Annotated in this window: 18 protein-coding genes; 10 read left to right on the top strand and 8 right to left on the bottom strand. The window is 62.5% G+C overall.

What is annotated here, in order from left to right:
• Both ligD and AC0L3J_RS35250 read right to left on the bottom strand, forming a co-directional pair.
• Window positions 1-764, bottom strand: a 764-nt coding sequence (gene ligD, locus AC0L3J_RS35255; RefSeq protein ID WP_473350141.1) for a non-homologous end-joining DNA ligase, incomplete at its 3' end; no start/stop codon positions are given.
• Window positions 765-775: 11 nt separating this feature from the next.
• Window positions 776-1,021 carry a hypothetical protein gene (locus AC0L3J_RS35250; protein ID WP_456769003.1) on the bottom strand — a complete coding sequence of 82 codons (246 nt, stop codon included), beginning with the start codon at window positions 1,019-1,021 and terminating at the stop codon, window positions 776-778.
• Window positions 1,022-1,146: 125 nt separating this feature from the next.
• Here AC0L3J_RS35250 and AC0L3J_RS35245 point away from each other — a divergent pair, with 125 nt between their 5' ends.
• Window positions 1,147-1,344 (top strand): hypothetical protein, encoded by a 198-nt coding sequence (locus AC0L3J_RS35245; protein ID WP_456769004.1) that lies wholly within the window; start codon window positions 1,147-1,149, stop codon window positions 1,342-1,344.
• On the opposite strand, the gene AC0L3J_RS35240 is transcribed toward AC0L3J_RS35245, so the two are convergent.
• A complete protein-coding gene (locus tag AC0L3J_RS35240; RefSeq protein ID WP_456769005.1) occupies window positions 1,302-2,984 on the bottom strand; it encodes a helix-hairpin-helix domain-containing protein in 1,683 nt (560 codons plus the stop codon). The two genes, AC0L3J_RS35245 and AC0L3J_RS35240, sit on opposite strands and share 43 nt — an antisense overlap.
• A 763-nt stretch (window positions 2,985-3,747) precedes the next feature.
• On the opposite strand from AC0L3J_RS35240, the gene AC0L3J_RS35235 reads away from it, so the two are divergent.
• The gene (locus AC0L3J_RS35235; protein ID WP_456769006.1) at window positions 3,748-3,960 is read left to right on the top strand and encodes a hypothetical protein; all 213 of its coding nucleotides are present in this window, start codon (window positions 3,748-3,750) and stop codon (window positions 3,958-3,960) included.
• Between the two features lie 638 nt (window positions 3,961-4,598).
• On the top strand, window positions 4,599-4,781 hold the full coding sequence (locus AC0L3J_RS35230; protein ID WP_456769007.1) for a DUF3606 domain-containing protein: 183 nt from the start codon (window positions 4,599-4,601) through the stop codon (window positions 4,779-4,781).
• Window positions 4,782-5,310: 529 nt separating this feature from the next.
• On the opposite strand, the gene AC0L3J_RS35225 is transcribed toward AC0L3J_RS35230, so the two are convergent.
• Window positions 5,311-5,664 (bottom strand): exonuclease domain-containing protein, encoded by a 354-nt coding sequence (locus tag AC0L3J_RS35225; RefSeq protein ID WP_473350140.1) that lies wholly within the window; start codon window positions 5,662-5,664, stop codon window positions 5,311-5,313.
• 186 nt (window positions 5,665-5,850) lie between these two features.
• Entirely contained in the window at window positions 5,851-7,059 is a 1,209-nt protein-coding gene (locus tag AC0L3J_RS35220; RefSeq protein ID WP_473350139.1) for a sensor histidine kinase, read from the bottom strand.
• 304 nt (window positions 7,060-7,363) lie between these two features.
• Between AC0L3J_RS35220 and AC0L3J_RS35215 the strand changes: the two genes are divergently transcribed.
• Window positions 7,364-7,783 (top strand): CopG family transcriptional regulator, encoded by a 420-nt coding sequence (locus tag AC0L3J_RS35215; protein WP_473350138.1) that lies wholly within the window; start codon window positions 7,364-7,366, stop codon window positions 7,781-7,783.
• A 4-nt stretch (window positions 7,784-7,787) separates the two neighbouring features.
• The gene (locus tag AC0L3J_RS35210) at window positions 7,788-8,960 is read left to right on the top strand and encodes an extracellular catalytic domain type 1 short-chain-length polyhydroxyalkanoate depolymerase (protein ID WP_473350137.1); all 1,173 of its coding nucleotides are present in this window, start codon (window positions 7,788-7,790) and stop codon (window positions 8,958-8,960) included.
• A gap of 57 nt (window positions 8,961-9,017) precedes the next feature.
• On the opposite strand, the gene AC0L3J_RS35205 is transcribed toward AC0L3J_RS35210, so the two are convergent.
• Both AC0L3J_RS35205 and AC0L3J_RS35200 read right to left on the bottom strand, forming a co-directional pair.
• Entirely contained in the window at window positions 9,018-9,227 is a 210-nt protein-coding gene (locus tag AC0L3J_RS35205; RefSeq protein ID WP_473350136.1) for a hypothetical protein, read from the bottom strand.
• 498 nt (window positions 9,228-9,725) lie between these two features.
• The gene (locus AC0L3J_RS35200) at window positions 9,726-10,025 is read right to left on the bottom strand and encodes a response regulator (RefSeq protein WP_473350135.1); all 300 of its coding nucleotides are present in this window, start codon (window positions 10,023-10,025) and stop codon (window positions 9,726-9,728) included.
• A gap of 242 nt (window positions 10,026-10,267) precedes the next feature.
• On the opposite strand from AC0L3J_RS35200, the gene AC0L3J_RS35195 reads away from it, so the two are divergent.
• Together AC0L3J_RS35195 and AC0L3J_RS35190 are read left to right on the top strand one after the other, a co-directional pair.
• Window positions 10,268-10,489: a hypothetical protein gene (locus AC0L3J_RS35195; RefSeq protein ID WP_473350134.1), complete on the top strand. Its 222-nt coding sequence runs from the start codon at window positions 10,268-10,270 to the stop codon at window positions 10,487-10,489.
• Window positions 10,490-10,584: 95 nt separating this feature from the next.
• Window positions 10,585-11,511, top strand: a complete 927-nt coding sequence (locus AC0L3J_RS35190) for a L,D-transpeptidase family protein (protein WP_473350133.1) — start codon at window positions 10,585-10,587, stop codon at window positions 11,509-11,511.
• 85 nt (window positions 11,512-11,596) lie between these two features.
• On the opposite strand, the gene AC0L3J_RS35185 is transcribed toward AC0L3J_RS35190, so the two are convergent.
• A complete protein-coding gene (locus tag AC0L3J_RS35185) occupies window positions 11,597-11,851 on the bottom strand; it encodes a hypothetical protein (protein ID WP_473350132.1) in 255 nt (84 codons plus the stop codon).
• 557 nt (window positions 11,852-12,408) lie between these two features.
• Here AC0L3J_RS35185 and AC0L3J_RS35180 point away from each other — a divergent pair.
• The 3 genes from AC0L3J_RS35180 to AC0L3J_RS35170 are packed head-to-tail and all read left to right on the top strand — an operon-like array spanning window position 12,409 to window position 14,584.
• On the top strand, window positions 12,409-12,567 hold the full coding sequence (locus AC0L3J_RS35180) for a hypothetical protein (protein WP_473350131.1): 159 nt from the start codon (window positions 12,409-12,411) through the stop codon (window positions 12,565-12,567).
• A 27-nt stretch (window positions 12,568-12,594) separates the two neighbouring features.
• Window positions 12,595-13,005, top strand: coding sequence for a YybH family protein (locus AC0L3J_RS35175; RefSeq protein ID WP_473350130.1), 411 nt, complete (start codon window positions 12,595-12,597; stop codon window positions 13,003-13,005).
• Window positions 13,006-13,051: 46 nt separating this feature from the next.
• Complete coding sequence (locus AC0L3J_RS35170; protein ID WP_473350129.1) at window positions 13,052-14,584, top strand: caspase family protein; 1,533 nt, start codon at window positions 13,052-13,054, stop codon at window positions 14,582-14,584.
• Window positions 14,585-14,808 lie beyond the last annotated feature (224 nt).

Raw genomic sequence — 14,808 nt, 5'->3', positions numbered from 1 at the left:
GACTTGGCTGTCTTCAGCCTCACGAGCTTGCGGTGAAGCTCTTCGAGAACTTGGTGGCTGAAGCCGGTGCCGACGTGGCCAATGTACCGCCATGCATCGGCGTCGCGTACCGCCAGCACGAGGGCGCCAAAGAAGGGCCGGGTTCGCCTCGGCGCGGTGAAGCCGGCGATCACTACCTCCTGACGCTGCGCGGTCTTCACCTTCAGCCAATCGGCGGTCCGGCGTCCGGACGCGTACGGGCTGTCGGCGCGCTTGGCCATGATGCCTTCGAGATGTCTCAGCTCGGCTTGTGCAAAGAACTTTGTGCCGCTGCCTTTGCGGTGGTTGCTGAACGCGATCAGCTTGTGGCGCGGCAGGAGGGCCTTGAGCCGCTTCTTGCGCTCGAGAAGCGGCAGCGCGCGCAGGTCCTCGCCCGCTGCGAACATGAGGTCGAACGCGCAGTACAAAAGCTTGGCCTCGTGACGCAGGGCGTTTTGAAGCAACTGGAAATGGGATACGCCGTCCTTCCCGATCGCAACGAGCTCGCCATCGATCACGGCGTCCGCCTTCACTCCCTCAAGTGCTTTCGCGACCTCGACATAGGAGTGGCTGATGATCTTCCCGTTGCGGCTGTAGAGCGCGACCCGACCACGCCGGATTTCCGCGACCATGCGGAAACCATCGAATTTGTCCTCGAAAACCCAATCGGGATCGTCGAACGGCGCATCCGTGAGCGTGGCCAACATGGGCTGCAGGCGATAAGGCAGGGTCGATTTGCGGGCCATGTAGGCTCTTTCTACACGGCCGGCAGAGGCCGAAACGAGGAGGACGGAGGGCGAGCCCGCGCACCAGCCGCGACCATCCCGCCGGCCCGTACCACGCCCAGCACCCCAGATTTGAACGGAGGGCCCGTTTCCGCCGACGAGAGCACCTGTTGCTTAAGGCCGGGCTGGAAGCGGTCGATCAGAACGCAAGGCGTCCGGAGGCCGGTCATCTCCACGATCGCCGTTGGTCCAAGCTCGATGAGCGTCCGGAGAGGCATCCTCTCAAGGTCCAGACCGGCAGTGGTGATATTCTCGCCCAGGTCCCCCGCTGCGACCGTGAAGCCGGCATCCGAAAGGGATGCCGGAGATTGGGTAGGCGCGGCTGCCGGCGGGCGAGATACCGGTGCTTGACGAACGCGCCGGCGTGGGCGTCGCCTTCGACGCCATGGCCTTCCACCAGCATGATCCGGTCCTGCGGCGGTTTGCTGAAGTGGTGATCGCGATCGGCGGCAACTGCGACCGCGGTGCCCTCCAGCGAGAAGCCGTGCCCTTGCTGCATCAGGCCGCCCGGGCGAACGAGCGCCGCTTCTGGCGGAGGTAGCGCGTGATCTCCGGAAGAGCCATCGCGTTCAGGACCCGGTCGGCGGGGACACCGCCCTTCCGAGCCATCTCGACGCCCCAGTGCATGTGGTCGAGCTCGGGGATCGAGTGCGCGTCCGGATTGATGCTCATCAAGCAGCCGAACTCAAGGGCGGCCTGGTGCCAGCGCCAATCCAGGTCGAGGCGCCATGGATGGGCGTTGATCTCCACCACGACGTCATGCTTGGCACAGGCGCGCAGCACCTTGTCGACATCGATTTCGTAGCCTGGCCGCCTCTGGAGCTGGCGCCCGGTCATGTGGCCGATGATGGTGGTGTGGGGATCGGAGATGGCGCGCAGCAGCCGCTGCGTCTGCGCCTTGCGGTCGAGTTTGAAGCGGCCGTGGATGCTGGCGACCACGAAGTCGAAGCGCTGCAGCACGTCCTCCGCATAGTCCAGCGAGCCGTCGGCCAGAATGTCGGACTCGATGCCTTTGAGGATTCGGAAATCCTTGCCGAAGCGCTTGTTCAACCGGTCGGCGTCCCGGTGCTGCTGCGCGATCTCGTCCTCCGAGAGACCGCCCGCATAGTGCGCGGACTTGGAGTGATCGGCGACCCCGAAATACTCGAAACCACGCTGGCGCGTCGCCTTGGCCATCGTCTCCAGGGTCTCGGTGCCGTCGGAGGCATCGGTGTGGCAGTGAAGGATACCGCGCAGATCCTCGTCGGTGATTAGCTGGGGCAACTTGCCCTTCAGGGCCAGCTCGATTTCGCCGCGGCCCTCCCGGAGCTCCGGATCGATGAACGGCAGGTCGAGGGCGCTATAGATCTGGGTTTCGTCGCCGGCGATCAGGGTGCGACCCTTGTGCAAGCCGTCCGTGTCCAGCCGCATTCCTTTCTCCGCCGCCAACGCCTGGAGCCTCTTGATGTGAGCGGCTGAACCGGTGCCGAAAAGAAGGGCGGCGCCGAAGTGCTTGCGGTCGGACAGGCGGATCTGCAGTCCTTCCGCCGCCGAAGCATTCGCTGCCTTCTCGATCTTGGCAGCCTCCGCGACGATCGTGAGGTCGCCGACGAGTTCGCAGCCGCGGCGGAAGTCGCCTGCGATCGTCACGCGTTTAAGCTCCGGCCGAACCATCCGCAGCGCATCCTTGGCGTGCGCGAGCAGGGCGGCGGCACGGTGCAGATGGAGGCGACCTTCTCCGCTTTTCGCGATGGCCAGGTTCTGCAGGATCTTGGTCTGCAGCGCCGCGCCGAGGCCTTTGGCCTTCTTGATGCGGTCGTCCTTGGCGGCGGCCTCCAACTCGGCGAGCGAAGTGATGCCGAGATCCCTGTAGAGCCGCAGCACCTTCTCGGGGCGGAGGCCGGGAACGGCGAGCATCTCGAGCACGCCCTCCGGGATCTCCTTCCGCAGCTTCTCAAGGCTCGGATGAGAGCCCGTCTTGTGAAGCTTGGCGATGATGTCGGCGATCGCATCGCCGACGCCGGGAATCTCGGTGAGCCGGTCTTCGGCGATGAGCACGTCGAGAGGGACTGCGAGGGCTGCCAGGCTGTCGGCGGCCCGAGCATAGGCTTTCGCCCTATAAGGATTGCCGCCACGCAATGCGGTCCGCTGCGCGTATTCTCGCAGGAGACTTGCTACGGTGCGAACCTCGACGGAAGCCACTCAACGAGCCTCCTGTTCCGCGCCCGGCCTCACCGGAGCAAAGGGTCGGTCGTCGCGCCGGCGATCGAGAGATGCCTCAAGTCTCTGCGCTGCCGGGAAGTCCTCAAGGTGCTGTACGTCCGGGCTGTAAGCGGCCTCCTTCTTGACGAGATTGTACATTCGGCCCGCCACCCGTTGCAGATGCTTCATCCTGCCCCGCGGCATCGATCGGGGCTTGCAAAGAGCCCGGACGGCGTAGGCGCGGAAGTAATCAAAAGCGTCCGACATGATGACGGTAAACGCGGACAATTGCGTATGGTTCGGTCGGCATCGGTCAGGAAGGCGTGCTGGGTGCGTCTCTTTAGGAACCTTGGGGGTCCACGCCGAGAGGCGGAGAAAGGACCCTAGTCGGAACACCCCACGCTCTCGAGGTTACAGACTGAGTGAGGTAGGTAGCCCGCCGTCGGCAAAAACCCCGGCGGTGGGCTTTTTTGTGAGTTGCGTAGCGTGGCGAGGCGTACCCAGACAGCGGCCGCGAAGCCGGAAGCCGCTCAGATGCCGGGGTTCATCAGCCTCCAATTGGCCACCCTAAAGGTGAAGGCGCCTTCGGGAGCGCAGTGGATTCACGAAATCAACTACGATGGCTACCGCATCTAGCTTCGCATCGACGGGGATGACCGGCGAGCACACACGCGCAACCGCTACAATTGGATCAGCAAGTTCTCAAGGATTGCCGCCGCCTTCGATATCGAAGGACAGGCCCGTCGACAGCGAGGTTTTGGTCATGAATGAGGGACGTACGAATTCCTCCGAGTTGCAGGCGGACCTAGGCAGGGGCGACCAGGACCGCCTGATCTACTTCGCGTTCGAGTTGCAAACCATAAATCAGCTGCTTGACGTGCTCGACGACGAAGCCGTCGTGCAGGCGGTCGAGGAATCGAAAATGAAAAGCCCACCGCAGAACAACTTGGCGAACTCAGAAGGCTCAGCGCGATAGCGCGGGTGCCCGATGAATCCGAGATCGTGCCCTCGAAGAACGGGGCCGAGATCCGGATCCGCGACCTGAAGGACAAGGCAAGGATGGAATGATGCCTGACCAACCGATGAATGGCGTTGAGCCCGAAGCGCGCCGAAGATGACATCCAGCGCGACGAGCTCGGTCCCCGCGGTCTCCCCGGAAAGGAAAGTCCGGCGAAGATGACGCCTCAGTGAGAGAAGAAGACGCCGAAGGACGTCGACCCTGAACATGCTGCATGAACTCGATGGATACGTTCAATCCCGATACGCCCTGTCGCGTCCACGACCAGGTCAATGACCAGATCTTCGAATAGAATTCTCAATGGGCATCGACGTTTCGCGAGTACGTGGCGACAAGGGGCCGTTGGGGTCGTGGCTTGGGACGGCCTGTTGCTCGACGGATGGGCTCCCATCGTGCATGAGCACCCAAGCGCCCACTGACGACTAGTCAGTCTAGACCGTGCCATCCATCTCGCCTCTCGAAGATGAACCCGAGTTGCCGCACCATCGCGATCTGATCGCCGCCTGTTTCGGCTAGGGCCCGCAAAGAGTCTTTGAAGGAACCCCTCGAATCCTTGCAGCGTTGCACCACCATCAGATTCGCAGAAGGAGGAGCAGATGGCCGCGAAGAAGAAGAGCGCACGTGGACGCAAACAGGACCGCGCACGCGTGGCTAAAGGGCAGGACTACGAAGTGCAATACGAAGCCAAGAAGACTGGCCGCTCGGCGTCGGCGGTGAAGAAGGCCGTGAAGAAGGTCGGCAATAGCCGCAAGCGCGTCGAGAAGCGCCTCGCGCGCTGAGAGGAACGGTTAAACAGGCTCGTCAGACACGGTTTGAAAAACGTGTGAATGCCGTAAGCGTCTGCAGGCGCCCTCGACGTCGCGCAAGTAGATCTTCGCCTTCGGGAATGCGAGCTCGTCCTCCAGCGCGGTCGCAGACGTCGACTTGCCAGGACTTCGGCCGACCGTCGCTGCCGTCGTTCCATCGGTACCCGCGCTTCTTCAGTGCATCCTTGAGCTCGAACGGCGACTGCTCGGCCCAGATGCGCACCGTCGGCTTGCGGGCTGTCTCCAGCAGGAGCGCGAGCGCAGACGCGCCGGTCGTCGGCAGCGTGAGATCTAGTAGCTCCAGCAGTGCGTGGCAGTGGTCGACCGCCTGGTGCGTCTGGTGGAAATAACCAACCCGTTCAACAGGTAGCCGAGTTGCGCGCCCGCGAAGCCATGCTTTCGCCAGTCGATCTCGGTCGCGCTGCAGCCCCAGGCCTTCTGCTCGAAGGTCGGCCAGTACGTTCGGCGAACTTCCGGTCGAAGCCGCTATTGTGCGCGATCGTTATGACGGCGTCGTCCAAGACGGCCGAGACGGCAGCATCGTCGAACCGTTGGCCGCCGACCACCTCGTCGGTGATGCCGGTGATCGCGGTGACCTCGGCGGTATTGGCGGGGACGGCACATTGAAGGCGGCGAACGTGTCCCTAACGCCGACGATCCTGCCGTCCGGTAAGTAATCGAACTTGACCATGCCGAGCTCAATGATCTCGTCCTTGCGGTGATCGAAGCCGGTCGTCTCGGTGTCCAGCAGGATGCCGGTCCGGGTCTCGTATCCCAGGGCCGCCATGGACGTCGGCTGCGGCACGAGACGCCGCAGCACCCGGTAGTCCGTCGACTGGCTCATGGCCTCGGCCATGGCGGCCAGATCCGATGCGTTTTGAAACATCTCTTCTCGAGGTCAGCGTAGCGACTAGCCTGGTCCTACAATAGCGGCGGCGCCCGCCATGAGGTATCTGACAAACGGGAGATTCACGGCCTTTTCGGGGATGTCGGTACGTTTGGGCCGTGTTTCGAGCGCGCACGATCAGGGCGATGCTGCGGCTCAACCCGTTTTGTCATCCAAGGGCACTGCAAGCTGGACCATGACGCCTTTTGGCGAGTTGGAGGTTACTGCAATGCGTCCCGCAAGTTGGGCGAGCAGGCTTTTGATCACCTTGAAGCCCAGACTCGCCCGCGGCTGGTCGATATCGAACTCTTTCGGCAGACCGACACCCTGATCTGATATTTCCACCCGCAAGTCGGTGCCGTGCCGTGCGCCCGAAACGCGGATATCGCCGGATCCGTCCGGGTAAGCATGCTTGGCGGAGTTCGTCACGATCTCGTTGATCAGAAGACCCAGCGGAATGGCCTTGTCGGCTGAGATCATCAGAGGATCGAAAGCACAGCTTACCTTGTGCGCCATGGTTTCTTGCAGCTTCCGGCAAAGCTCGCCCGCGAAGTCCGCGATGTCGACAAACCCGATTCGCGTGCTGCGCCATAAATGGTCGTGGACCTGGGCGATCGTGGTGATGCGGGAAGCTGCGTCCTTCAGCGCATTCCGGACGTCTTCCGACTCCGCGTTGCGACCCTGCACGCGGAGCAGGCCGACGACCGACGCCAGGCTGTTCTTGACGCGGTGGCTCATTTCGCGCGTCAGCATGGCCTGGTAGTCGAGCGCTTCCTTGAGCTCGGCGTCGGCATGTTGCCGCTCTATGGCGATGCCGAGCAACCCCGCGAAGCCGGCCAGGAAATCGGCGTCCGCGCGATCGAACTGTCCGGGATCCGGGCTATCGGCCTCGAGCACGCCGAAGGGCAGATGGCCTTCGCCGCCCCTTGCAATCAGGACGTTGATCGCTCGTTTGATCCCGTGATCCGACAGCAGCTTCGGCGTCCGGAATCGCGTTTCCTCCTGCAAATGATTGGAAAGTACCATTTGGCCAGTATGGAAGGCGTAGCCTGCCGGGGATTCCATATCGATCCCGAGCGACACTTCGCCGATCGTGCCCGGCGCCCAGCCGACGCCGGCCCGCACCAGCAGCCGCTTGTCCTCGGGCATGTACTCCAGCACCTTGGCAAATGGTGTTTCGAGGCCCTCGGCGCAGAGCTCGGTCGCGCGCTGCAGGATTTGTCCGATGTCGCGGGTCTGCATGGCGGAGCGGCCGAACTCGCCCAGCAGCGACTGCTGTCGCAGCCGGTACGGCAGCTCCTGTCTGGTGACCTCGGTGGCAGGGCAGGGAGCCGATATCGACTCCTTCCCCGGTGCGATGGTCATTGGCCAAGTCCTGTCAAATGAGATGGCAGCGAATGCCGCCTCGAAACGTAGCATGCCGCCGCCGGCAGAACAGCGATTTCAAGCCCGCGGCGCAGCAGCTCGGCGAATCAAAAGTGACCGCGCCCGCAATCAGTTCGACGGATGAGCAGGAGCCGAGGACGGACTGACGAAGTCCACTGCGGCCGCATCCGATTCGAAGCCCGCAGCGGCGGCTAGGGGGTTATCGCCGGTCTTGAAAAGGTACGACAAGCCCCCATCTACCATCCGTGTACCATCCGTAAGGATGGTAAAAATGGATAGTTCCATGACCGACAACGTACGCGAACTGCGACCCCGGGGCCCTGATACCGAGAAGATCACGATCAACCTCGGCTATGTCGACCTCGGCCAAGTCGATCTCATGGTGCAGGAAGGGTTCTACTCCAATCGGACCGACTTCATCCGGACGGCCATTCGCAACCAGCTCGAGCGACACGCGGATGTGGTCAAACAGTCGACGGCCCGGAAGAGTCTGGACCTGGGGCTACGGAAGTATGCCCGCGTCGATCTGGAAAGGGCGCGGCGCGCCGGCGAGATGCTGCACATCAACGTTCTCGGTCTGGCGACCATCGACCACGACGTTACGCCCGAGCTTGCCCGCGCCACGATTGCCTCGGTCTCGGTGCTCGGATCCCTTCATGCCACGCCCGCGGTCAAGGCCGCTCTCGCCGACAGAACGAGGTGAAACGATGCTGAATCCAGATATGGTTCGCGAAGCGACCCGCCTCACGCGTGCCGGCCAACTGGTCGAGGCCACTGCCCTCCTGCAGCGAATGCTGCGCGGCGATGGCGCTCCCGCAGCGACAAGGGGCGATGCTGTGCGCGTCGAGCCGATGAGGCTCGAGCCGCCGACACTCGATCTGCAGGCCAGCGTCGTCGAGGAAAGGGAGAGCAGCCGGTCCACACAGGCGACGTCTGTCAAACGACGCAAATGCAACACGCCATTCGGCGGCATGGAAGATCTTTCCGGATTCAGCTTGCCAGGTCCGGTGGGACGCGCTGCACCGTCCATGGCCGATGTCGCCCCGGACGGCACACGGTTCGTCGCCGCCAGCTTCAGCAACGCAGCGGGAAGCCGGACCTACAAGCTGTTCATCCCGAGCCGCGCTGATGGGGCACCGCGTCCCCTCATCGTCATGCTTCACGGCTGCACACAGTCTCCGGATGATTTCGCCGCCGGCACCCGGATGAATTTTTTGGCGGACGAGCGGAATTGCTTCGTGGTCTATCCGGAGCAGCCACGCCGAGCCAACCAGGCGAAATGCTGGAACTGGTTTCGCACGGGCGACCAGCAGCGGGATAGCGGCGAGCCTTCGCTGATCGCGGGCATCACCCGCAAGATCATGCGGGATCATGATATCGATCCCGAGCGCGTCTACGTCGCAGGCCTGTCCGCCGGCGGGGCCGCCGCTGCCATCATGGGGGCGACATACCCCGATCTGTATGCCGCCGTCGGCGTCCATTCTGGCCTCGCCTGCGGGGCTGCCAGCGACCTTCCGTCCGCATTGGCCGCTATGCGGCAGGGCAGCGCCGGAGCGATCGGGACGGCCGGCTTGCCAGTGCCGACCATCGTCTTCCATGGCGATCGCGATAATACGGTGCATCCGAGCAATGCTGACCGGATTCTCGCTCGACCGGGCGAAGCTGCAAGCCCGAGCACGACAATTCTTCGGGGGCGAGTGCCCGAGGGGCACGCCTATACCCGCACCCTCCTCACCGATGGAGGCGAGCACTGGAGCGTCCACGGCGCCGGCCATGCTTGGTCAGGAGGCAGTCCCGCCGGGTCCTACACCGATCCGCGCGGTCCGGACGCGACGCGAGAGATGTTGCGTTTCTTCATGCAGCATCCCTTGGGCGATTAACAACCTCCCATCGCGATCGGATCTTCAGGAAGACACTCGAGACGTAACGCCGGGAGGTCAGGTCTCGCCAGGTCCAGAGAAGATCGAAGCCGGCGGCGTGGTGCGCGGGACCGGCAGCGGTCGTTCGGTCGGTCCCGATCGAGCCGTGCCGCCCTTTGCGTCGTACCGCTTTGCGAGATCCAGCAGACGGCGTCGGGTGAACGGATCGGCCCTGTCGGCCATGGCACGGACCTCCTGCGCGAGACCTTCGTAGAATTCCTGCTCCATGACGCACCCCGCAACATCACCGTCCAGAGTTGAGAGGCGTGCGGTCATGGAGTCAAGCGCACCGACGCCGCGGCATTTTCCGCGAACCGTCTTGAGATCGCAATGTCGGCGGACGTAGACTGGCCAGCGCAGGGGAGAAGAGATGCCAGTGTTCGATCCCGTCTGGAAAGCGTGCCCGGCGTGCGGCAGGCCGATGAAGGCTATGCCCGACGAAGCTCGGGAGGGTAGGCCGCGGTATGTCTGCACCAATTGCGACGACGACCCGCTACACGACCCGGCGGCCCTCAAATGGGCCGACAGTCCACTTCGCCCGCCGGCGAAATGAGCGGGATCCCGCGACGACGCCGTTCGTTCGAACGTCCAGCGGCAGGGCGGGCCGGGCTGGCGGGCGCTCCTCCGGAGCGAGCGTTCCGGACGAAAGGGAGCCGCCGGCTCCGCCGTCAATTCGGCGAAGCGCCCCTGCACATGGTTTTCACGGCTCTGACGATGTCCGCCCGTTCATAGGCTTCTGCAGGACCAGGCTGCCGGATACCGGACGCGGCGCGACGGGGAGAACCCGGTGGCGTAGATCACCGGGAGTTCGGGATCCTGCTCGCGCCAACGTTCGGCGATCCGCCATCCGTCGACACGCCCGGGCAGCCTGACGTCTGTGACGAGCACGTCGGCGACCCGCCTCCCGCACCACGCCAGCGCGTCTTCGCCATTGGCCGCGTGAATGACCTGGTAGCCCTCCTCCCGCAGAGCCTCCACCACGAATTCGCGGATGAGGGGGTCGTCCTCGACAACGAGTATTCGCACCGGCGGCTCCTGCCAGTTTGCGAACGGCCGAAGCTATGGACCGTTCCCACAAACCCCTTCGCGTCCAACGCACGTCCAGCCGGTCAATCGAGCCGGTCTTTGTGATTCATCGATGCGCGAGGGGCGTCTGGGAAGCCAAGCCCATGCGCACGCGGTATTCGGCGAGCATTCGCCGTCCGGAACGGAACGGCGATGCTCCATGCGACTTGATTCTCCGAAGCGCCTCAGCTCGGAGAACGACAATGAAAACGATCTTGGCCATCGCCTGCCTGTCCGTACTCTCCTTGGCGTCACCGGCGGAAGCCAAAGGATGCATCAAGGGCGCCATCGTCGGTGGCGTCGCGGGCCACATGGCGGGACACGGGAAGCTTGGCGCCGCCGCTGGTTGCGCCATTGGTCACCACGAAGCAAACAAGGCTGACGCCAGCAAGGCAAACGCTCAGGCGCCTGCGGATCGAAAGTGATGGGCTTGCGCCTCCGCGCGTCGGGTCGGAGCGCGGCTTTCGGAGGTATCTTTATTTGCCTAGTGCTGGCGACGAGCTCCGCATTCGGCAAGGAAATGAAGGCTGCGGCGATCGACACGGAGGAGCTATCGAAGAAGACGCTCTCGAGCGAGAAGCCGACCCCGGCGGGGGTCAGGCTGCAGGTTGTGCTAGATCGGGCGCACTTCTCCCCCGGCGAGATTGATGGCAGGTTCGGAGAGAATGCGAAGAAGGCGCTGCGCGCTTATGAGGAGGCGCAGCAATTGCCGCCCTCCGACGACGTCAGTCCCGAGGTTTGGGGGAAGCTCGCGGCGAACGGGCGGCCCGTGACGATGAACTACACCATCGTGGACCAGGATGTCGCAGGACCGTTCCTCAAGAAGCTTCCCGCGAAGATGGAGGACATGAAGGACATCCCGAAGCTGTCCTACACCAGCCCGCGCGAAGGTTTGGCCGAAAAGTTTCATATGAGCGAGGACCTGCTCTCCGCGTTGAATCCGGGGCGGAACTTCCACCGGGCCGGCGAGTCAATAGTCGTGATCGACACTGCGGTCGAGCAGAGCTCCGAGAAGGCGGCCAAGGTCGAAGTCGACAAGTCTCGCCAAACCGTGAAACTGTTCGACAAGTCCAACGCCCTGATTGGATTCTATCCCGCGACGATCGGCAGTGAGGAGAAGCCATCTCCCTCGGGCACATTGAAGGTGACCGAGATCGATCGCAATCCGACCTACCGCTACAACCCTGCCTACCACTTCAAGGGCGTCCGTTCGCGCAAGCCGTTCGTCATCAAGCCGGGCCCGAACAATCCGGTCGGTTCGATGTGGATCAATCTCTCGGCAGATGGCTACGGGATTCACGGCACGCCGTTCCCAGGAAAGGTGTCCAAGTCGGAATCGCACGGGTGTGTCCGTCTCACGAACTGGGACGCCGAGCGCGTCGCGGAACGGCTTTCCAAGGGCACGCCGGTAGAATTCGTCGATCAAGGGGATCGGGGCCGCCGATAAAAGAAGACGACTCGGGGCTCATCGCAATTTTTGAGAGCCAAGCGTGTTGCGCCGCGACAAATTACGTCCGCTCGCGGGCTCAGTGTTAGGGCGTGCATTCCGGGCAGGTGTCGCCGATGGAATCCAGCACTTCCTCGGCGACCGCCTGATCCGGAGACAAGCCGGTTGGTGGCTCCTGCCTGGCGATATCCAACGCGTGCTCCCGCGCATGCGGATCGGCGCGGTCTTTCGCCCAGCCGTGCTCCTCGCATTCGTGGATGGCGCCGGCCTGCTGCAGGCCGTGGATAGCCCAGCCGCGCAGCGTGCGGATGGCCCGCGGTCTTTCCTTCGTCATCGGCATTGAGATAGCTCCTGCCGGGAGGAATCCTTTGCACCGCCGGCTCGTTCCTGGCGGTTAGCAGCGGTCAGCGATTCCGAATGCAGAGGCTTTGGGTTGTCCACTCTGTTCCGCTCTTGTGCAGATGCAGATCAAGGGCATCCGGCAGCCGCTTCCGCGCCGCTGGCGGCGGAGCGGCGCCGGGAGCGCGGAATCACCGGTCGGCCGGGGCCGGCGGGCCAGCGCGGCGGAGGCCGCCCGGGGGGCGCCGGCGGCCGTCCCGGCGCGTTCGACATACAAATCCTAGAGAGTGAATCCTTGGCCGAGATGCGGTCAGCTCGAAACCATATAGCGGGTCCCACGAAGCGATCCTGAAACAGACCGGCCCTAGCTTTTATCAGGTGGATAGGGGATCTCAGGTCATGTGGGCGATCATCAACGCACTCTACGAAGAGTACTACCAGGCTTGCCTTGACGAGATGCTGCGGATCGATGCTGTAAAATAGGCGCCGAACTTCCGGGCCGTGATGGGCTGGAGCGCGAGTTCGCTCAGCTGCGATAGAACACATTGGAGGGCAACAATGACGGCATTAGCTACCCGTATTTTTCCCAAGGCGTCGGTCGAGGCGATTGCTGACTTCGAAACGTTCTTGTCGATATCGCTATTCTGTTTTGGCGGCTTGCTCATGTCTGTGAGCATTGTTCTTGCCGACAAGTACATGCCGGGGGAGTGGTTCTGACGGCACGTCCTGGCGAAGGCGAACCCGATGGTGCGTACGATCGTACTTGCGGCATTGTTGTTGGCGTCGGCCTGGTATGTTGCTGCGGCTGAGCAGGCTACGGCCGATCAATATGCCGACCTGCAGAAGAATTTTGCCGAGGCATACAATCGCAAAGATGTCGATGCCATGGCTGCAGCGTTTACCGACGACGCCATTAGGGTGACGCCGAGCGGTATGTTCGTAGGTCGAGAAGCGATCCGCCGTAATCTGCAGAATGTCGTCAATTTGGACCTACACGACTACTCAGTAGAGCGCAACGTGTCGCGGTCTCTTGGCAACTTCGTGTTCAATGCTGGCGAGTGGCAGGCCAGCTCGGCGACCAACTGCTACACGGCTACTATACCGCAATCGTGGTCCGAGGCGGCAGCGTGGCGACGATCATGGAAGAGACCGTGACCGTTGCTGCTCCTGGGCAATGATGAAGCTTTGTCATGAGGTGACCATGGGCGTGCTGCGCTGGTTGGTATTGTTCTTCTTGCTGTGTTTAACCTGCGGCTTTGTTCACGCCGAACGCCGGGTCGCGCTCTTGATCGGCAACTCGGCCTATAAGAGCGTTCCCCCGCTGGCCAACCCGGTGAACGACGCCACTCTTGTCGGAGGCATGTTTACAAAGGCCGGCTTCGACGTGGTCGATACGAAGCTTGACCTCGGCGTTGCCGAGATGCGTAAGGCGCTCCGCGAGTTTGGCGCAAAGGCGCGAGATGCTGACGTGGCCGTGATCTACTACGCCGGTCACGGAATCGAGCTGGACGGCAACAATTACTTGGTTCCGACTGACGCGACGCTGGAGACTGATGCCGATGTCTTCGACGAGACCTTCCCATTGGACCGTGTGCTGTTCGCCATTGAACCTGCGAAGCAGCTTCGCTTGGTAATACTCGACGCGTGCCGAGACAATCCCTTTGTCAAGTCGATGAAGCGTACGTTGGCATCACGTTCCCTCGGCCGCGGTCTTGCCAAGATCGACCTAACCACTCCGAACACCATGATCGCCTTCGCCGCCAAAGCGGGCTCGACCGCTTCGGACGGCGATTCCAAGAACAGTCCATTCTCGACTGCCCTGGTCGACCGCTTGCCGACGCCAGGGCTTGATCTGCGCAAAGCTTTTGGGTTCGTGCGCGACGACGTTCTCAAGAACACCGGCTATAAGCAGGAGCCTTACGTGTACGGCTCGCTGGGCGGTGACGACATTCCACTTGTACCCGCAGCAAAGCTGGGACCTGCACCTTCATCGACTTCGCTTGCCTTGATGTTGCGAGACTATCAATTGGCAGAACAGATCGGGACCAGAGAGATATGGACTGCTTTTCTGATTCAATATCCGGACGGTCTCTATGCCACCTTGGCGAAGGGCCATTTGGAGTCGCTAACGTCGGAGGCTCAGCCCGCCAAGTCAGCTCCGTCAGTTGAGCTCTCCGCTCGTCCGAAATTCGGGCGTGAGGCTCTAGTTCGCGACATCAAAAAGGAACTGCAGCGCGTCGGTTGCTACGCTGGGGCGATCGACGAAGAATGGACGACAGCAAAACCATCGGCGGAAAAATTCCTGAAGGCTGCGAAGATTGCGAAAAAATACGAGCAACCCGGGCCCGACCTGTTGGACATTATTCAGAGCCAGGCGGGTCGAGTTTGCTTGCCGACGTGCTCGATCCGGGAGATTGAGTCGGGCGGTAAGTGCGTTGCAAAGACCTGCGGAGCGGGTATGACGCTTTCAAATGACGGATCGTGCGAAGGCCGCGACAAGCCCGCAGCGACTGCCGGCGCTGTGGATCGAGAGTCTGCTGATGTTGGTAAGCAGGGGGCAGACAATCTTGGATTGGGTGATGCCACCAAGGAGTCCTACGCTGTCATGGGTCAAGGGACCATAAAGACGGGGCAAACTGCAACGTTCACGGCGCGAAACGGGCGGAAGATGACGTGCGTTGGTGGAAATAATTCAGGCACTGTCGCGCGCCGGTGTTTCTGGAACGAGCCTTGATTCTCATACGTGCCGAAATTGGCCGTCTGATCCGCGCAATTGGTTGGGCGCACCCGGTTGCGGAGAGCAAGCGCTTCCCCGCTTTTCGCTCGGCGCAACGGCCTCCCGAGCACCCCTGATGGTCTGGCGGCGATAGTCCAACTGCGTTCTTGCAAAAAAGCCCCTCCGGTAGGCCAACTTCGCCCAGCTAGTGGGGCATATAGTCGCCCACTAGAGGCTGCTCG

Source organism: Bradyrhizobium sp. Kon37, from assembly GCF_055807535.1.
This window is presented reverse-complemented; position numbering and strand designations above follow the sequence as displayed.